We start from the raw sequence: 18442 nt of genomic DNA on the forward strand, positions 1-18442 counted from the left end.
TAACACGTTTAAATGCAAAAAACCTTCCGCCATAAGCGGAAGGCCAAATCATACCGGATAAACCGGATGCTTTCGTTCACTAAATGTCATTTCCTTTGATTCAAGAAATCGAAGCCGGTGATGCAGCGTCTCTCTTAAACGGGAAGGCGCCACAATGTCATCTATAATCATTTCTGATGCAAGTTTGTAAATATCAATATGCTCTTTATATTCTTGTTGTTTCTGCTGGACAAAAAGCATTCGTTCTTTCGGGTCTTCAATTTCATTAATTTTATTGGAATAGACGGCGTTAACCGCGGCTTCAGGCCCCATAACGGCAATTTGCGCAGTCGGCAAAGCGATGCAACAATCCGGTTCAAATGCCGGTCCCGCCATCGCGTATAGACCTGCACCATATGCTTTGCGGACAATGACCGATAGTTTTGGCACGGTAACGTCACTCATCGCAGCAATAAGCTTCGCCCCGTGGCGGATAATTCCCGCCCTTTCCACTTTTGTGCCAATCATAAAGCCCGGCACGTCAGCAAGAAAGATGAGCGGAATCGAAAAAGCGTCACAAAGCGTAATAAATCGGGCCGCCTTATCTGCCGAATCGACAAATAGGACGCCGCCCTTTACTTTCGGCTGGTTCGCAACAATTCCGACTGTACGCCCTTCAATTCGGGCAAGCCCTGTAATGATTTCGCCTGCAAATAGTTTTTTAATTTCAAAAAAACTGCCATCATCGACGATTCTTGAAATCAATTCGTACATATCGAATGGAACGTTTTGGTTTTCCGGAACGATCTCCTCCAGAGCCCTTCCGTCGACTGGCGGCTTTGGTTCCTTCATTATAGGCTTTTGCTTGTAATTGGCAGGGAAATAAGACAAGTAGTTTCTCGCAAGCTCTATCGCTTCTTTTTCGCTTTGCGCTAAAATATCTCCACAACCGCTTACGGAGCAGTGCATGCGGGCACCGCCCATCTCCTCAAGTGAAACTTTCTCTCCAATGACCTTTTCCGCCATCCTCGGAGAGCCGAGATACATAGATGCATTTTGATCAACCATGATGACAACGTCGCAAAATGCTGGAATGTAGGCGCCGCCCGCAGCCGATGGACCAAATAACAGGCAGATTTGCGGGACCATCCCGGACATTTTCACCTGGTTATAAAAAATCCTTCCTGCCCCTCTTCGGTTCGGAAACATGTCAATTTGGTCGGTAATTCTTGCACCGGCAGAATCGACAAGATAAAGCATCGGTACTTTCAGCCTCTGGGCTATTTCCTGAATTCTGATGATTTTTTCAACGGTCCTTGCTCCCCATGAACCTGCCTTTACCGTTGAATCATTTGCCATTACGCAGACGGTTTGTCCTCCTACTTTCCCCATTGCCGTAACGACACCGTCAGCCGGGAGATTGCCTGCTTCGTTATTGGCAAATAATGCATCCTCAACTGAAAATTCGCCTTCATCAAACAATCGTTCCAACCGTTCCCTGACAAACATTTTATTCTGGGCCGCATTTTTTTCATGATATTTCGGCGCCCCGCCTGCTTTAATTTGGTCAATCATGTCATTCAATCGATTTTCTAATTTGGCCGTCATGCAATCGGTTCCCTCCCAATAGATAAATTGTAATTCCCGGTAAAATTAAAGAGTGAGCGCTCGTTCAGCTAGAGCCCAACAGGCTGCTATTATGTTAAAATAACGAGCGTATCTCCTTCATTAACAAAGTCACCAATCCCTACTTTAATGTCAGTAACAGTGCCTTCTACTGTGCTTTCAATCGGAATCTCCATTTTCATTGATTCAAGGACAACGACTAATTGACCCGGGCTAACCCCCTCACCTTTATTAACAAGCACATTTAAAACGGTACCCGCCATGTTTGCGTTAATTTCTTTCATTTCGTCCACCTCTTGATTTATGGTTTTTATGATTTTTTCATTAATTGTTTTTCAGTTAAAAAGGCCGTCGTATAGTTTCCTTTTTGGAAATCATCGTCATTTAATATTTGCTCAAATAAAGGGCTATTACATTTTATTCCCGTTAATTGGAAGTCATTAAAAAATGCCTTTGCTTTTAATAGGCAGCCTTTCCTGTTGGAATCGCTTACAATGATTTTCGCGATCATCGGATCATAAAAAGGCGATACCTGGTTGCCCGCCTCATACCCTCCGTCAACTCTGACACCAACCATCTCAGGAAAATGAAGAGTCACTAATTTGCCCGGTGAAGGCAAAAAGGTAGCCGGATCTTCGGCATACAATCTAAATTCCATGCTATGGCCCTTTTGTGCGATTTCATTTTGCAAAAGAGTTAACGGCTTTCCACTGGCGACTTCAATTTGCCAGCGAACAAGGTCCAGTCCAGTAACCATCTCTGTGACAGGATGTTCAACTTGAAGTCTTGTATTCATTTCTAAAAAGTAAAATTGACCATCTTCAGCCACTATAAATTCGACCGTTCCGGCATTAGAATAAGAGACAGCCCGGGCCGCCTTGATGGCCGCTTCACTCATTTCATTTCGGATCGTTTCATTCAAGAAAGGGGATGGAGATTCTTCTATCACTTTCTGATTCCGGCGTTGAATGGAACAATCTCTTTCAAACAAATGGACAATGTTCCCCTGTCCATCGCCAAAAATTTGCATTTCAATATGCCTTGCACCAGCAATATATTTTTCTATAAACATTAAATCACTGCCAAAATAGGCTTTCGCGCGTTGTTGTGTGGAAACGAACGCTTTTTTTAATGACGGTTCGTCATCACAGCGTACCATCCCAATTCCACCGCCGCCGGAACTTGCTTTTAGCATTATTGGATAACCAATTTCGTTTGCAACCCTACAGGCTTCTTCCAAGTCTGAAATCGGTTCAACGGTTCCGGGGACAATAGGAACTCCCGCATTTTTCATTGTTTTTCTTGCCTGAATCTTATCGCCCATTGCGTCTATAACTTGCCATGAAGGTCCAATAAAGCGGATGCCCGATTCTTCTACTTTTTTTGCAAAAGTGCTGTTCTCCGAGAGAAAGCCATAGCCGGGGTGAATCCCGTCCACTTTTTCTTTTAACGCAATTTCTAATAGTTTGTTCACATTTAAATAGGATTTCATAACAGGCGGCTCTCCAATTCGAAACGCTTTAGTCGCCTGCTTTACATAAGGAAGTTCGGAATCTGCATCGGAATATACCGCAATAGACTCGATTCCCATCTCATTACAAGTTCGTATAATGCGTCCGGCAATTTCACCGCGGTTCGCAATTAATATTTTTCGCAAAAAGCATCCCCTCCTCGTTTCTTTTGTCATTTCAATATTTCGACAAAAGCTTTAATATTCCTTTCTATATTTTTTTTATCAAAAGGAATATTTCATTTTTAAAGAATTTTAAGTGTAATTAGTATATACTATAAATAGATCAGAACAAATGTAATTAAGGGGGAGCCTCCATGACAGAAACGTATCAAGTAAAACGTTTGAAAGTGAATTATAAAACATTGGAAGAATTTAAACAATTTAAAGAATACGGCATCCAGGAACTATCCATGCTTGAAGATTTGCAGGACAATATTATCGAAAACGACAGCGAATCTCCTTTTTACGGGATCTATTACGGGGATAAACTTGTCGCCAGAATGAGTTTATATAAAATTGAAGCGGAATTCGATAAGTACTTTGATCCGCCACAAGATTACTTTGAATTGTGGAAACTAGAAGTCTTGCCGCATTATCAAGGCAAAGGATATGGAAGGGCACTTGTGAATTTCGCTAAATCATTGAATTTGCCGATCAAAACAAATGGCAGACAGCAATCATGTGGATTTTGGGAAAAATTAGGATTTGAAGCGGTAACGTATAATCCGGAACGCGACCGCGGCGAAAACCCATATGTCTGGTACCCGAGCGGCGTAACGGAACAAAAAGTGGAACGAACGTACTAAAAGATGGCATTATGCCATCTTTTTTATTTTTTCATCTTTTGCAAATTTCCGTTTACGTCCATTTTAAAGGTTAGATTTTTTCCATCTTCATCTTCCAGTACAACCATTTTTCGCGCCCTATCCATAATTTGGATGAGAGCTTTATAATCTTCACATACAATCTGGTATTCCTCATTTAATTTTTGCAAATGTTGCTGCATATCTTCATTTTGCTTTTTTAATTCTTCCAATTGTTTGCGAAGCTGCTTATTTTCCGATTCCACCCCATGGCTCTGCGCTTGTTTTGACTTGAAATTTTTTAAAAACAAGATGACGTCATCCATCGAAAGCGATTTTTCCTTTCCCGCTACTACATATTCGTCCCTTTTTACCTGGGTTTGTTTTGAAGAATCTTCCTGGGATTCATTTTTAAGAGCTTTTTCTTTATTTCTTTCTTTTCGCTGCTTTTTGGCAATTGTAATGGCTGACTCATATTGTTTACGAATGAGTGAATTCCAGCGAAATCCACAGGCGGCAGCGGTTCTGGACAGTTTTTCTCCTACTTCTTCAAAGGCCGCAAGCTGTGTACTTCCTTCGCGAATATGGCGCAACACGACTTCTGCGAGCAACAAGTCTTCATCCTGACTCCATGCATCCTGACGAACAGCAGTCAACCTAATCCCTCCATCTTTATGTCGTTTTTACATTGATATGCAATTAATAGATAAGATAGACTTTTGTTCTACTAGAAAGATTATGTCCTTGTTGCCCATAACTATACAAAACTTATTTTTTATTCAAAAAATCAGCAACCGCTTTTTTATGTTCATCCGTCTCCCATAATTTAGCGCAATGCCTTACTTCTTGTTCTACTCTTAGCTTGATCCCGGCTGTATCGATACTATCGAGATAACGCTGTTTATATGCTTGTAAACATTCCGTAGAATGAACAGTGTACCGATTGAAATATTTTTTTGCTGAGGCCATCATATCATCTTCTTTAATGAGATATTGAACGAAGCCAATGTCTCTCCCCTGCTTTGCCGTCATCAATTGGGCGCTCCATAATAAATCAAGTGCAACTGCTTTGGGCAACCGTTCCAATATGTAAGTACCGCCTCCCCATCCTGTCGTTATGCCCAATTTTCCTTGAATAAATCCCATTTTAGCCTCTGCTTTTGCAAGGCGCATATCACATGCCGCCGCTATCTCACAACCTCCTCCTACGGCCGTGCCGTTTAGAAGAGCAATCGTTGGCTTTGGAAAAAAGAATATTTCATTTAAAACATCGCTCATCTTCGAAAGCATCGCGTATGCTTCATGTTCCGTATGTAGCTGGTGGAAAGCGATTAAATCTCCTCCAGAGCAAAAGGCTTTTCCACCTGAACCCTTTATGACTAATAATTTTACGCCCGGATCGGCTTTTGCTTCCGATAAGTATTGCTTAAGTAGATCCATCACTTCAAAATCAATCGCATTATGTACTTCAGGGCGATTAATAGTAATAACGCCTAGTTGCTCTTTGTTTTCATAAAGAACTTTATCCATGCAGACAGCCCCCTCAAGTAGTCGTTCATATTGTATTTTTCTTGATCGGGAGGGGAAATTCCTTTTAAATAATAAAAACAGGAGGCCTTATGCCTCCTGTTTTTATTATTTGCTTACTACTTCTTTTCCTTTGTAAAAACCGCATTCACGGCAAACACGGTGAGAAAGTTTGTATTCTCCACATTGTGGACATTTTACCATTCCTGGCATAGCAAGCTTGTAGTGAGTACGACGCTTTGCCTGGCGAGTTTGGGAAGTTCTGCGAAAAGGTACTGCCATGTTGATCCACCTCCTTAAAAAGGTTCTACTCGGAAACAGAGTTCTGTTGTCCTACCATCTTACTTGTTGTCACGCTCAAAAAATTTTGCAAGGTCAGCAAGCCTCGGGTCAATTTTGTTTTTACGGTCTTCTTCAGTGACGACTTGCCACCCTTCTCCAGAATGCGGGGCCTGACTTGCACCCTCACATTTGGACGTAACCTTAATCGGCTTTGCGAGCAAAATATGCTCCTCAATGTACGGATTCAGGTCTATAACGTTCCCTTCTACTTTATGAAGGTTTTCTTCTTCAGAAGAGATCGGGAAGCCCGGATCTAATAAAAAAATTTCTGTTGTTTTTATCGAAAATGGGAATTCTACATCAACCAGAGTCGTTGAACATGGCAAAATCATTTCACCTTCAACGGTTATGTAGAATGTTGCTTTTTGCTGCGTAATATCTGCATGTCCTTTCACATGAACAGGAGAAATCCGGCGAATTTCTTTATCTCGCTTCATTAATTCCGAAAAGTCAACATGTTCATCAAAAGTTAGCGGTTTCCGATAAAAACTTCTCAATTCCTGTAGTGACCATTTCATTTTTTTCACCTCAAGGCAACAGTAGTAATTATATCGATCAAAAACTAAATTGTCAATATGATATCTTTACACACTATGATCGGTTACAATATAAGAAAAGCGCTGTAGTGTTTTCTTATCCGATTTGTTTGAAAAAGGAGCTGTCCAAAAATGAAAGCATGCGGGATTGTTGTTGAATATAATCCTTTCCATAATGGACATTATTATCATCTGCAACAAGCCAAAAATCAAACCAATGCCGATTGCATGATCGCCGTCATGAGCGGGAATTTTTTGCAGCGCGGCGAACCTGCCCTTCTTTCAAAATGGGAACGTGCGAAATGCGCACTTATGGGCGGAGCCGATTTGGTTGTTGAGCTCCCTTACCCATTTGCAACCGCACATGCTCCGCTTTTTGCAAAAGGCAGCATCAGTTTATTGCATGCACTAAGGGCGGATGCTGTTTGTTTCGGAAGCGAAGCCGGCAACATCGATCTTTTTTATCAAACAATTGAATTCCTTTCTGACCATAAAGATACATATGAACAAGCAATTAAATCTTTTGCGGCAAAAGGCTACTCCTATCCAAAAGCGGCGTCATTGGCATTTGAAACGATCTCAAGCGGAGAGAGCTTGTTAGACTTAACAAAACCTAATAATATTTTAGGATTTGAATACGTTAAGACAATTGTAGAAGAAAGTTATCACATGAAAGCGGAAACGATTAAGCGAATGGGTGCAGGCTATCATGATCTCGATGTTACGAAAGGGCAAATTGCTAGCGCAACCGGCATCCGCAACATGATATTTTCACAAGCTGCGGCTATTGATGAACTTCGTGACTTTGTGCCGTCAGGTACTTATACAATTTTAAAAAGCGCTGATCGTTTGCTGAATTGGGAAGCTTTTTTCCCTTTTCTACAGTATCGGGTGTTGTCGAGTTCACCTGAGGAGCTAAAACAAATATACGAAATGGAAGAAGGACTCGAGTATCGATTGAAGAACGTCATGAAAGACGCGGAGAATTTCCAATCGTTCATGCATTCTTTTAAGACGAAGCGATACACATGGACAAGGCTGCAGCGGCTTTGCTTACACCTTCTCAACAATGTGAAAAAACAAGAAATAAAGCCCTTATTAGCAGGAAAGCCTCCGTATATCCGGATTCTCGGAATGAGCAAAACAGGACAAGCTTATTTGCACCGGGTCAAAAAGAAGCTAGTACTTCCTCTTGTCACTTCAATCTCAAAATTTGACCATCCAATGCTTGAATTAGAGAAAAAGGCTTCTTCGATTTATGCTCTAGTGCACCCTTCTCCAATCGTTACTAATGAGTATGGCCCCCCAATACAAGCATAACGAAACTCGCCCTAATGGCGAGTTTCGTTATGCTTGTTTTAATTTTTTTAAGTAATTTAATGCGTCCGTTAATGTCCGAACCGGGACGATTTTCATTTTCGTTTTAATATCCTTTGCCGCTTTTACGGCATCGTTATAATTGTTCCCGGCCACCGGCGCAAAAAAGATTTCAGCTTTTGCTTCATTTGCGGCAACTACTTTTTGCTGGATTCCGCCAATTGGACCGACCTGTTCTTTAATGTTCATCGTACCGGTCCCGGCAATCCGGTGCCCTTTTGTTAAATCACCTTCTGTCAGCTGATTGTAAATTTCAAGCGTAAACATCAATCCCGCTGAAGGACCGCCAATTTCACTTGTTTTGATTTGAAGGGGAGGATTGGTTTTGACATCAATGTTGGTGACGGGATATTCGATACCAATACCGGCTTTATGAGCCCCTTTTTGTTGATTTTTTTTTGGAAAATTAGCGACTTCTACCGTCTTCGTCAAAGATTTCCCGGCACGTTCTAAACGTATCGTAACGTTGTCTCCTGCTTTCTTTTTCCCAAGAATCGCCAAAAGGTCTTCCGTTCTTTTAATTTGCTTTCCATCCACCTTAACGATTTTATCGCCAGGTTGGATTTTGCCGCTAGCCGGCATACCTTCAATTACGCCATTAACATATACTCCTTTTTCAATGATATCGACTTTCTTATGCGCTTTCCGATACGCTACAATCGTTGCAGCATGTTGGGAATCTGACATCATTTGCAGCTGCCTTTGGTTGTATTCTTCATCGGTTTCTTCAGGAAGGCGAATGTCTTTTGCCGGCAATATTTCTTTATAGTCACTCATTTTCGCCAACACATATTGAGGAATGTTTGCTTTTCCGATTCGAACCGTTGTCAGCATAAAGCTTCCGGCCTCATGATCTCCTCCTTTCACATGAATGATTGGAGCCAATTCTTCCGCACTTCCTGGTGCCGTTATGTAATAGGGTAATGGGTAAAAAGCGATAATGATAGCGATAACGATCAATAAAATCGGCAACGCTTTCGAGAACCAACCCGTTTTCTTCGTATTATGTGTCGTGCCCATTCTTGTTCTCCTTCCATTCTTCTATTTTCTTAACGATGGCTTTGATTTTTTCCTTGCCCGCTTTTTCACCCAGCTCAATGATTTCATTGACATTTTTATACGTCGTTGAACTATACTGTTCAACAGGCGGACGAATCATAATGTCAGACGCGATTTCATGTCTTCGCCCGATTTCGCGCTGCATAATGTCAATGCTTTGACTGATCACATCAAATATAGATGTAATGACAGGCTCGGCCCTGAATTGGGAGATGTCAACGGCAATGACGATATCCGCTCCCATTTCTTTTACAACTTCAACCGGTACTTTTTCGATGACACCTCCATCAACAAGCAGACGATTATTAATTTTCTCCGGTACGAATATCCCCGGGATGGAAATGCTGGCCCTTACCGCATCTGCCATTGACCCTTTCGTAAAAACGACCTTTTCTCCTTTTAATAAATCGGTGGCCACGATCGCCAGCGGAATGAGGGAGTCTTCAATGTTTTTATTATGTGTTAATAATCGTATAAGCTCCTTAATCTTCTTGCCGGAAATAAAGCCCATTTTCGGTATCGTATAATCCATATAATACTTTCTTTTAAATAAAGATGCCAATTTAATGAGGCTCTCATTCGTATGCCCGAGACCGACCATCGCGCCTATCAGTGCCCCCATGCTGCTTCCGGCGATTAGATCAATCGGTATTCCCGCCTCTCGTACCGCTTTAATCACGCCAATATGAGCGAATCCCCGCGCCCCTCCAGAACCAAGCGCTAAACCAATGATCGGCCGCTCCATTAAAAATTCCTCCGTTCTAATCCCGATATCTATTTTTTAACATATGGTCTAAATGGCACCTCTATACGTATAAATATAAAGATAGGACATGGTTAGTAGTATTGGGGGAAATAATTCGTGAATTTATCTTTTTTAAAGACACTCTTATTGACGCTCTCTGCCGGGTTTCTTGCTTTATCGCTAATGATTTTTCCATCCGAGTCTTTAGAAGCGGCACGGGTCGGTTTGAAAATTTGGTGGAAGGATGTTTTCCCCTCGCTTTTGCCGTTTTTCGTCATGTCAGAGTTGTTGATCGGATTTGGCTTTGTCCAATTTATTAGTGTTTTATTTGAGCCATTCATGAGACCGCTTTTCCGTGTGCCTGGTGCCGGCGGTTTCGTCTGGGCAATGGGGTTAACCTCCGGATTCCCGGCCGGGGCTAAACTTTCTGCACGATTATGGCAAGAAAAACAAATTACTGCAATTGAAGGAGAAAGGCTTGCCTCTTTTACCAACGGCTCTAACCCTTTATTCCTCTTTGCCACCGTTGCCGCAGGCTTTTTTAATCAAGCGTCGTTAGGCATTATTTTTGCAATTAGCCATTATGTCGGTAATTTTTTCGTTGGAATTATTATGAGATTTCATGGCGCCCGTCATGAATTGACTGTACAAAAAAAGAAACCGCTCTCTATATCACCAAAAAGCGCCTTTCGTCAAATGCATGAAACACGAATTAAAGACGGGCGACCGATTGGCCAACTTCTTGGCGATGCCATCCAATCATCAACAAAAACCCTTCTTATGATCGGCGGCTTTATCGTTTTGTTTTCTGTTCTTACAAGAATTTTAAACTTGTTACATATTACAGAACTATTGGCTTATTTTATTAAAAACATGCTCAGTAGTCTTTCCATTTCAACAACCTTAAGTTTACCGTTTATTTCGGGAATCTTTGAGATGACAACAGGAAGTTATCTTGCAAGCGAAGCCCATGCGCCCATCTTTCAACAATGTATTATCACTAGTTTCATTTTAGGTTTCGGCGGCTTTTCCGGGCATGCTCAAGTAGCCAGCATTCTGGCTCCAACCAAAATACGGTTTAAGCCATTTTTCTTTGCTAGAATTATGCATGGACTTTTTGCCGCAATTTTAACCGCGTTCATTTTTCATCCACTGTACAAGCCAAAAAAGGAAACGACTCTTGAAGTCATGGGTTATCTTCATCACTCTACAGGACAACTGCGAGAATTCATTCTTCATTATGGATCCTATTTCACGTTAATTGCCCTTATTGCCTCCATCTTCATCTGGTCGGTGCGAAAATCAAACCAATCAAGCCTTCGTTAATTTTTAACGAAGGCTTGAAAATTTTTCTTTTAACGCGATTTCTACCGGTTCAGGAACAAGATCTGACACGTTAGCGCCATATTTTGCAGCTTCTTTTACAATACTTGAACTTAGAAAGGAATATTGATTATTTGTCATCATAAAAAATGTTTCAATGTCTTCATTTAACTTCTTATTAATCGAAGCAATCTGCATTTCATACTCAAAATCAGAAACGGCTCGAAGTCCACGGAGTATGACATTTGCCCCCACCTTTTGAACATAATCGATTAAAAGTCCGCTAAATGAGTCCACTCGAACATTCGGCAATTCTTTTGTTGATTCTACGAGCAATTGAATCCTTTCTTCAACCGAAAAAAGAGGCTTTTTACTTGAGTTTGTCGCAATGACAATAATAATTTCATCAAAAATTTTCGCCCCGCGTGCAATAATATCAAGATGGCCAAGCGTAACCGGGTCAAAACTGCCTGAACATACCGCTATTTTTTTCAAATCGTATCACCTGCCCGCATCGAATTTATAAAATGAGATTGCCGTTGTCTTGCCAAAAAGTTCGGATTTAACTTTATAGAGACGGCCAATTTTTTCAGGAAGAACGATCGAACCGTCATGTTCGGCTATAATTTGAGCGTCTTTCGTCAGCAATTCAAACTGATCAAGCGTCTCTATATCTTTTTCTATTCTTTGTTTCGCATAGGGGGGATCCAAAAACACAATGTCAAACTGAATAGCACGCTTTTTAAGTGCTTTCAACGCCCTCTGGGAATCATTTCGATAGACTTCAGCTTTTGATGAATAATTGCATTGATCGATGTTTTTTCTTATCGTTTCGATTGCTTTTATATCTTTATCGACAAAAATAAACAGATCCATCCCGCGGCTCAAAGCCTCGATTCCAAGTCCCCCACTTCCGCCGTATAAGTCTAAGCCAATCCCCCCATTAAAATAAGGTCCAATGATGTTAAACATCGATTCTTTTATTTTATCCGTAGTCGGACGGGTCGACTGGCCGGGTACCGCCCTGAGCGCCCTGCCTTTGCATTCTCCAGATATAACTCTCATTTCGTCCTCACCTTTATGTAATTTTCCCCATTAATCCTAACACAATTAAAGAATAATTTTCTATTCTTTAGTATATATTGTCCCGCTCTGGTCATACTAGATTTAACAACATCGATTACCGATGTTGTTGCCAACCGCGGAGAAGACTTACTTTTCCCCATAAGTTCTTCCTCCGGTTTCTCCTCTCCCATCGCCTTTGAAGATTTAAGTGAAACGGTAATTCACTTATAAGTAAAGGCACCCCGCAAAGAGTTTTGCGGGGATTTTTTTTCTGCTCTTTTTATGTTACATTTTGAGTAGAAAGGAGCAATTATATGATTCAACGATTTATCGAACTTGGGGAAGGATATTCGGACTTATATGAATTAATTGAAATTGCTAGAAACAATCAACATCGATTAAAACATTTGCTCAGCCTGCAAACAACTATCGGCGGCAAAGTAAAAACGTCGCTTGTCGTTGTCCTCGCACCTACTGAAGAAGGCGAATTCCAACCTTTATACATGTGTCGCGAGGGCATTCCTTTGCCATCAAAAAGGTATGAATTGTTCGAAATTCTTGCAAAAGAGCTTCAAAAAGAAATTATCGCTTTTGAAGTTAAGCCGTCTAGCGAGTTCCAGGAAAAAGAGCTTTTCTACCATTATCTTATTGGGATTTTACGGTTAAATTATTTAATTCCTCCACTTACGTAATAAGGGATATAGCGCTTAGCTATATCCCCATTTTATAATCATATTCTTTAGCTTTATCAGGAATTTTACTTTCATACACTGTTTTCAATTCATGTTTAAACGAGCGCTTTACCTCTTTTACAAAATGCAATGATTCCAATTTCTCAACAATTTCATTGATTTTTGAACCATCACAATAAATAACGGCATATTTTAAACGTTTTGATATGTAATGAACATTTCCATAACGTCTGAGTTGCTTCGAGAACTTAAGCGAATATAAATAAACCGATAGCCCTAAACGATTTCCAATCATAGGTCGTGCTCCTTTTAAAATGTTAAGTTAAGTCTAGCATGAACCTTTCATTGGTACAATAGGAAAGAGACCTTTTCACAAAGGCCCTTTTATTGACATCCACAACTACCGCCAGAACCACACCCACCGCTGCAACTTCTTGAATCAAAAAACGGGTTGCCCGTTGGGACTTTAATATGTTTAGAAACACTGCCTGCTATCAGCATGCTGCATTCGATTAATAACGTTTCAAGCTCTTTTTCCGCTTTTTTAAAATTGGCAATCGTCTCGTGGAAATCAAGCTCTCTTTTTAAAACCCGTATATCAGTTGACACCTGTTTATAATCAGGATGGTATTTCCCAAATCGTTGAACTTCCTCATACCGTTCCTTCATGTCGGTAAATTGGCGAATAAGTTTTTGAGCACGCTTATCTTGCTCTAATTCAAATTTACACATTCGATATCGGGCAGCTAACTCGGATTCGGCTATCATTTTGCCAAGAAGATAGGATTCATCTAAAAGTTCAGTATTCGTAATTGTTCCTATCATCCAATCACCCCCTGCCTTAATTGTATACTTTCTATTATAGCGAATTATGTACAATGATAAAAGGCAATACACCTTGACCATATCGATCAAGGTGTTTTGATAAGAATTTGCAACTCTTTAGAGACCCCGTATGAAGATCCATTTTTTCTTTTTAATTCCAATGTCAATACGTGAACACCTTTCGGCAATTCTTCCAGTACAAAAGCGGATTGGTATACGTTTTGTTTGAACTTTCCATCTACTTTTACAGCAATATGTCCATCTTCATAATCGGGATCGTTCGGATTACTTCCAATAAAGGAAAACCCGGGTATAAAGCAATCGACATATACTTTATTTCCTTTCACTGAATAATTTACCGTCCATTTGATCTGTTTGTGTACAATTGCCACTTCTTGTCCTTTAACCATATCATGTTGTTGATTGCACTCTGTTATACTTAACACAGTGAATAGTGCAAGAATGATGTTTTTCATCAAAATAAACCACCTTAAAGAGCAGATGCATTTAGTTAACATAATTAAAATTTAGTAAACTGCTCTTTCGAAATTATTTAACTTATGGTTTATTTTTTGCAGCATGTCCTTTTTTTATCCAAAGTAGAAACCTATAGAATCCTATAGGTTTTAGCCGTTTTCCCCCATCATTCCAATAAAATCTAATAAAAGGGACAGGCCTTTCACCTGTTGATGAAAACGGTCAATCCGTTGGCCAAAAGTTCTGCCAAAAAATACTTTCGCATCTTCTTCAAGTTTCTCAATGGACGCAGGGTTACGGGTCAACTCTCGATACCAATTTGGCTGTTCCCTCATAAAATATTTTAAATCCGGACGGGTACTTAAATATTCAATAATTTCTCTCCTCATTACCGCCTCATCCTCTAATCTTTATGAAATGGGTGACTTCCGCTATGTGTTTCAGTTTGCCGCTCATTAGATGCCGGTTGATTGGATTGGAAATAAGACAATAAACGTTGGATTTCTTCTATCGCCCCGCTTATTTGCCCGATGTGTTGCTGCAGGTCGCTAATATTTACCTCACGGATTATTGAAAAAAAATCGCCAAGTGTTTTTCCTTTTTTATCTTTACTATCGTTTTCCTGTTGCACGTCTATTTTTTTGTTAACTGCCTCCTTCTCATTTTGAACGGTTTTCTTTTTTCTAGAAGCTCTGTATTGGTTCCAGCTTTCATGTTTATCCCCCAGGACAATCCAGTCCTGATACACTTCCTTCCATGTCCGTTTTTTTGCCCGGACTTCATGTATCAGCTTAGGATGTTGTAGAACAAATTGTCTAAACTCCTCAATATCTTTTTTCATTTCATCACCCCTAGCTGCCATTAAAGCTACATGCACCTAATACATGATACATTAGCGCCTAGTAAAAGGTGCGCCTATTTTTTATTTGCAAATGATTTACGGCTATGGATAAAATAAATTCAAACCAAAATTAAGGAAGGAATCCATGATGGCTCTACAAAAAGACATTGAATACTTTTTAGCAAATGCTTCTAATGAGGAAAGAGAAATTTTGTCGATTATGTTGGACAGTTTGATTCAAAAACGCGAATCCACGTCCTCCACTTATATTTCCAGATTAATGGACATGACTACTCAAATAATGGATGATGATTCGATAGAAATAAGCGTTCCCATTACTCCACTACTTGCCAATAGCCTCGGCATTGTACACGGAGGCTTAACTGCAACCTTACTCGATACGGCAATGGGAACGGCAGCCAATCGACATCTTGAACTCCATCAAGCAGCGGTTACATCAGAAATGAAAATCAACTTTACTTCACCTGGAACGGGCTCTAAGCTGACATGTAAAGCAAAAGTTCTTCATCGCGGCAAACAAATGATTGTAACGGAAGGAAAAGTGTTTGGTGATGAAGGCCAGCTTGTTGCTCTTGCGACAGGAACGTTTTTCGTCATACATAAAAAGGAGAACGAATAACGTTCTCCTTTTTATGGAGTAAGGAAATTCTGGGTATAGTCTTTCTTATATACGCCAACACCTAAATGAGTATAATTTTTATTTAAAAGCGCCTTTCGATGTCCTTCACTATTTAGCCATCCTTCAACCGCCGCAGGTCCATCGGTATAATTTGCCGCTATATTTTCTGCAGCCTCTGTATACTTAATATGGGCTTTGTTGAATCGATTCGCAAGATCACCTTCAGTAGGAGAAACGTGGGAGAAATAATTTTTTTCCACCATCTCTTTACTATGGGAAAAAGCGACTTCCGCCGCTTTTTCATGCCAGACGACCGGTTTTAAATGATGTCTTAAACGAATAACATTTGTGACATCTAATATTTGCTTTTCCTCTGCCTGTTCAATTAATCGTTCTTCCTCATCGGAATACTCCGGTGGATTCATGAGTTCCCCACGATACACAATGGAATAAGGCCGCTGCATTAACAAAACATCTTTCGTCATGAAACGAATGCTGGAAAGCCGCTGGGTAAATTTATCTATATATAATTGAATCCAAATATTCCCCACTTTTACAAGTGGCCGTACATTCATTTCTTCTTCGGAAAGCTCAAACCGGTAAAAATTATCATTGTCCTTAACTGTTACATCGCTTGTTACAGAAATATGATGCAAAATTTTAGTTGATGGTTCCCCAATCGCAAATGGCTTTATCGGTAGTTTTTTGCCAATCGCATAGATCGTAATGACCTTTTCATCTTTTACGCCTACTTGCATATATGTATTTGGATTTTGAGAATATATGTACCAATCGTATCCATAAGAAGAAGGATCAATTCGCACGGGATCTCCGAGCTTTTTAATTAACTCATCTTTCGATTGGCCAATTAATTTTGCCACGCTCGAAGCCGGAACTTTTAAGGGCGGATTATTGATTTCAGGCTTCACTTGTTCGTGCTTAATAATGCTTTTTTCAGTCGAAGGAAATATATTGATGTCCAATAACCAAAATAAAGCTAAAATAAGAACAATAATGGCAACGATAATTTTTTTCAAATGAACAGCTCCCTTCAACCAACTTAATATCCATTGTAAACGTAAAGGAACTTGTAAGCAAAAAGATCCAACCCCTTAGTACTAATATATATTTCAACATAAAACAATAAAGCACCTTCAATAGGCGCTTTATTGCTGAATTTGTCCATGTTGTTCCGAAATCTCGCTTAATGCATAACCTGCTTTAGAATCTGATTCTTTTCGAACAGCGATATCCCCTAATGAAACGATCCCTACTAATTTGTTGTTTTCCACAACAGGCAAGCGCCGAATTTGGTGTTTTGACATTAAAGATGCCGCTTCTTCAACGGTCATATCAGGACCCGCTTTAACCAACTTCTCATTGCTCATAATGTCAGTCACTTTTGTAGAGCCTGGCTTTTTATCTGCTACAGCGCGAATGACAATGTCACGGTCAGTAATAACGCCTAACAGCTGCTCATTATCGCAAATCGGGATTACACCTACATTGTCTTCTTTCATTTTTAGCGCAGCTTCGTATACGTTATCTTGTGGTGAGCACACATTTACATTTTTAGTCATAATGTCGCTTAATTTTTGCAAGTTTATGTCCTCCTTTTCATGATTTCTAAATTAGTTTCCGCTAATATTACGCATATTATTCAATAGATCATTAAACAGAAATTACAGAATAAATGGTGACAAAGATTGCTTATTTTACTCATTTCTACTATCATTAATAAATAAGGATACATACGAAATTGTAGGAGGTTTCAACATGAAATTCGAAGACACTGGTTTGACCGGGAAAGTTTTTCAATTTTCCTTTCTCGAACATATTATGCATAAGCATGCAATCATCCGAGCTGGCCAATGGGATTATGAGCGAATTACATACGATTATAAATTCGAAGACATGACAAATGGCGATGTTTATTACTTACGTGTTCCGTGCCGGGTGATTGAAGGCGTTACGGAACAGCCGCATGCGAAAGTTGAGATCTTGACACCTTATTTAGGCAAGCACTATTATCCTCACGGTGTGGAGTATGATGAAGAATTTCCGAAAGCAATTGTTGACCGTTGCAGAAAAATTTTAAACGCAGTTAAAGAGGACCTTGAATAAAGCATCCCCCTTTTCCGGAGTGAAAAGGGGGATTTTCTTTTCCGAAAAAGCAAGAGCGAAAAATATCGCTCGATTTAATGTTTGTTTTGAAATGCAAGGATGCTCGCTTCAATTCTTGCCGTTTCTTCTTCATCCCTTTCTTTCTGACGCCTTACCCATCTAAAGAATATAACGCCAAGAATAACCGCATAAACAAATTCTTGCATAATTTTCATGACGACCCCGCCGGCAATTTGATCCTCTAATGGCGACATACCAAAAAATACTCTTGGTGCATCCATATATGTCGTAAACAGGACCCGATTGGCAAACATAATTAACGCACACGCTGGCGTTAACAAGAGCCCGCTTCCAAAGATGTAAGCAATCCGTTTAATCCCTGACATATCATCATATTCCTCTACCGGACATAATGCTGGCCACCATGTTATAAACGAAGCAAGAAGCAAAACCATATGATAGAGCGTCATTAATGGCATATTCGCCATTACAAAATCAAAAATGCCCGGAATATGATAGAACGAAAATAGCATCACAAAGCTAACCAGTGCGATAAGCGGTTTCGTCGCTGCCCGAAAAAACCGGGTGAATCCATTCTCTTTTTCTAATATTGTTTTATAAAACGACACCGGTAAACTAAGGATAATAAGTGGCGGAAAAACAAGGTACATAATCGCCATTTGCGCCATGTGAGCCGTAAAGGAAAAGTGGTGACCTAGAACGCTTAATGGGCTTCCTTCAGCGATATACATGAAAATTAAAGCCAAGATAAATAATACTTTCTGAGATGTTTTTACACCTTTGGGCACGAAATATTTAAAGTATACAACAGCTAAAACAATGGCTAATAAAAGAATATCCGGTCCATAAAGAGCAACAAATCCATAATCGCTTAAATGGTGGTAAAGTCCATGATGATGCATTCTATTTTAACTCCTTCCTGAATGG

The 18442-nt window shown here is 40.0% G+C and carries 24 protein-coding genes and 1 pseudogene; 6 read left to right on the top strand and 19 right to left on the bottom strand.

Translation table 11 applies throughout. From position 1 onward, the window contains the following. Positions 1-48: 48 nt before the first annotated feature. The 3 genes from H538_RS0101065 to H538_RS0101075 all read right to left on the bottom strand — a co-directional run bounded on the left by H538_RS0101065 (position 49) and on the right by H538_RS0101075 (position 3262). Positions 49-1587, bottom strand: coding sequence for an acyl-CoA carboxylase subunit beta (locus tag H538_RS0101065; protein ID WP_026675976.1), 1539 nt, complete (start codon positions 1585-1587; stop codon positions 49-51). 89 nt (positions 1588-1676) lie between these two features. Next, positions 1677-1889, bottom strand: coding sequence for a biotin/lipoyl-containing protein (locus H538_RS0101070; RefSeq protein WP_026675977.1), 213 nt, complete (start codon positions 1887-1889; stop codon positions 1677-1679). Between the two features lie 26 nt (positions 1890-1915). After that, complete coding sequence (locus tag H538_RS0101075; protein ID WP_026675978.1) at positions 1916-3262, bottom strand: acetyl-CoA carboxylase biotin carboxylase subunit; 1347 nt, start codon at positions 3260-3262, stop codon at positions 1916-1918. A gap of 170 nt (positions 3263-3432) precedes the next feature. Here H538_RS0101075 and H538_RS0101080 point away from each other — a divergent pair, with 170 nt between their 5' ends. After that, complete coding sequence (locus tag H538_RS0101080) at positions 3433-3924, top strand: N-acetyltransferase (protein ID WP_026675979.1); 492 nt, start codon at positions 3433-3435, stop codon at positions 3922-3924. A gap of 23 nt (positions 3925-3947) precedes the next feature. On the opposite strand, the gene H538_RS0101085 is transcribed toward H538_RS0101080, so the two are convergent. From H538_RS0101085 to H538_RS0101100, 4 genes are all read right to left on the bottom strand, one after another. Next, complete coding sequence (locus tag H538_RS0101085; RefSeq protein WP_026675980.1) at positions 3948-4577, bottom strand: RsfA family transcriptional regulator; 630 nt, start codon at positions 4575-4577, stop codon at positions 3948-3950. 112 nt (positions 4578-4689) lie between these two features. Continuing rightward, positions 4690-5451, bottom strand: a complete 762-nt coding sequence (locus H538_RS0101090) for an enoyl-CoA hydratase/isomerase family protein (RefSeq protein WP_026675981.1) — start codon at positions 5449-5451, stop codon at positions 4690-4692. Between the two features lie 105 nt (positions 5452-5556). Beyond that, the gene (gene rpmF / locus H538_RS0101095; RefSeq protein WP_026675982.1) at positions 5557-5730 is read right to left on the bottom strand and encodes a 50S ribosomal protein L32; all 174 of its coding nucleotides are present in this window, start codon (positions 5728-5730) and stop codon (positions 5557-5559) included. A gap of 59 nt (positions 5731-5789) precedes the next feature. Continuing rightward, entirely contained in the window at positions 5790-6308 is a 519-nt protein-coding gene (locus H538_RS0101100) for a YceD family protein (protein WP_026675983.1), read from the bottom strand. A 150-nt stretch (positions 6309-6458) separates the two neighbouring features. Here H538_RS0101100 and H538_RS0101105 point away from each other — a divergent pair, with 150 nt between their 5' ends. After that, complete coding sequence (locus H538_RS0101105) at positions 6459-7646, top strand: nucleotidyltransferase (RefSeq protein ID WP_026675984.1); 1188 nt, start codon at positions 6459-6461, stop codon at positions 7644-7646. Positions 7647-7673: 27 nt separating this feature from the next. Here the strand turns inward: H538_RS0101105 and H538_RS0101110 are convergent, their stop codons facing one another. Continuing rightward, on the bottom strand, positions 7674-8723 hold the full coding sequence (locus H538_RS0101110; RefSeq protein WP_081412533.1) for a SepM family pheromone-processing serine protease: 1050 nt from the start codon (positions 8721-8723) through the stop codon (positions 7674-7676). Then, positions 8707-9507: a patatin-like phospholipase family protein gene (locus H538_RS0101115; RefSeq protein WP_026675986.1), complete on the bottom strand. Its 801-nt coding sequence runs from the start codon at positions 9505-9507 to the stop codon at positions 8707-8709. The genes H538_RS0101110 and H538_RS0101115 overlap by 17 nt, the downstream gene beginning before the upstream one ends. Positions 9508-9624: 117 nt before the next feature. Here H538_RS0101115 and ylbJ point away from each other — a divergent pair, with 117 nt between their 5' ends. Further along, a complete protein-coding gene (gene ylbJ, locus H538_RS0101120; RefSeq protein ID WP_026675987.1) occupies positions 9625-10833 on the top strand; it encodes a sporulation integral membrane protein YlbJ in 1209 nt (402 codons plus the stop codon). Between the two features lie 3 nt (positions 10834-10836). On the opposite strand, the gene coaD is transcribed toward ylbJ, so the two are convergent. Both coaD and rsmD read right to left on the bottom strand, forming a co-directional pair. Next, on the bottom strand, positions 10837-11325 hold the full coding sequence (gene coaD, locus H538_RS0101125; RefSeq protein ID WP_026675988.1) for a pantetheine-phosphate adenylyltransferase: 489 nt from the start codon (positions 11323-11325) through the stop codon (positions 10837-10839). Between the two features lie 6 nt (positions 11326-11331). Further along, positions 11332-11904, bottom strand: a pseudogene (rsmD, locus tag H538_RS0101130) (16S rRNA (guanine(966)-N(2))-methyltransferase RsmD); the annotation flags it as partial. A 305-nt stretch (positions 11905-12209) separates the two neighbouring features. Between rsmD and H538_RS0101140 the strand changes: the two are divergent. Further along, a complete protein-coding gene (locus H538_RS0101140) occupies positions 12210-12587 on the top strand; it encodes a DUF7147 family protein (RefSeq protein ID WP_026675990.1) in 378 nt (125 codons plus the stop codon). A gap of 19 nt (positions 12588-12606) precedes the next feature. On the opposite strand, the gene H538_RS0101145 is transcribed toward H538_RS0101140, so the two are convergent. The 5 genes from H538_RS0101145 to ylbD form a co-directional block, all read right to left on the bottom strand. Then, complete coding sequence (locus H538_RS0101145) at positions 12607-12882, bottom strand: YlbG family protein (protein WP_026675991.1); 276 nt, start codon at positions 12880-12882, stop codon at positions 12607-12609. An 89-nt stretch (positions 12883-12971) separates the two neighbouring features. Continuing rightward, positions 12972-13412: a YlbF/YmcA family competence regulator gene (locus H538_RS0101150; RefSeq protein ID WP_026675992.1), complete on the bottom strand. Its 441-nt coding sequence runs from the start codon at positions 13410-13412 to the stop codon at positions 12972-12974. Positions 13413-13498: 86 nt separating this feature from the next. Further along, positions 13499-13888 (bottom strand): hypothetical protein, encoded by a 390-nt coding sequence (locus tag H538_RS24940; protein ID WP_051291178.1) that lies wholly within the window; start codon positions 13886-13888, stop codon positions 13499-13501. Positions 13889-14038: 150 nt separating this feature from the next. Beyond that, the gene (locus H538_RS0101160; RefSeq protein ID WP_026675993.1) at positions 14039-14278 is read right to left on the bottom strand and encodes a YlbE-like family protein; all 240 of its coding nucleotides are present in this window, start codon (positions 14276-14278) and stop codon (positions 14039-14041) included. A 14-nt stretch (positions 14279-14292) separates the two neighbouring features. Continuing rightward, positions 14293-14730, bottom strand: coding sequence for a spore coat protein YlbD (gene ylbD, locus H538_RS0101165; protein WP_026675994.1), 438 nt, complete (start codon positions 14728-14730; stop codon positions 14293-14295). Positions 14731-14878: 148 nt separating this feature from the next. Between ylbD and H538_RS0101170 the strand changes: the two genes are divergently transcribed. Next, complete coding sequence (locus tag H538_RS0101170) at positions 14879-15370, top strand: PaaI family thioesterase (protein ID WP_035349860.1); 492 nt, start codon at positions 14879-14881, stop codon at positions 15368-15370. Between the two features lie 11 nt (positions 15371-15381). Here H538_RS0101170 and H538_RS0101175 read toward each other — a convergent pair whose 3' ends face one another. Next, positions 15382-16407 carry a CAP domain-containing protein gene (locus H538_RS0101175; protein WP_026675996.1) on the bottom strand — a complete coding sequence of 342 codons (1026 nt, stop codon included), beginning with the start codon at positions 16405-16407 and terminating at the stop codon, positions 15382-15384. A gap of 129 nt (positions 16408-16536) precedes the next feature. Beyond that, entirely contained in the window at positions 16537-16971 is a 435-nt protein-coding gene (locus H538_RS0101180) for a CBS domain-containing protein (protein ID WP_026675997.1), read from the bottom strand. Positions 16972-17146: 175 nt separating this feature from the next. On the opposite strand from H538_RS0101180, the gene H538_RS0101185 reads away from it, so the two are divergent. Continuing rightward, positions 17147-17494, top strand: coding sequence for a YugN family protein (locus H538_RS0101185; RefSeq protein WP_026675998.1), 348 nt, complete (start codon positions 17147-17149; stop codon positions 17492-17494). A 74-nt stretch (positions 17495-17568) separates the two neighbouring features. On the opposite strand, the gene H538_RS22825 is transcribed toward H538_RS0101185, so the two are convergent. Further along, entirely contained in the window at positions 17569-18417 is an 849-nt protein-coding gene (locus tag H538_RS22825; protein WP_051291181.1) for a cytochrome c oxidase assembly protein, read from the bottom strand. Positions 18418-18442: the final 25 nt, after the last annotated feature.

Source organism: Fictibacillus gelatini DSM 15865 (assembly GCF_000430745.1).
Lineage (GTDB): Bacteria > Bacillota > Bacilli > Bacillales > Fictibacillaceae > Fictibacillus_A > Fictibacillus_A gelatini.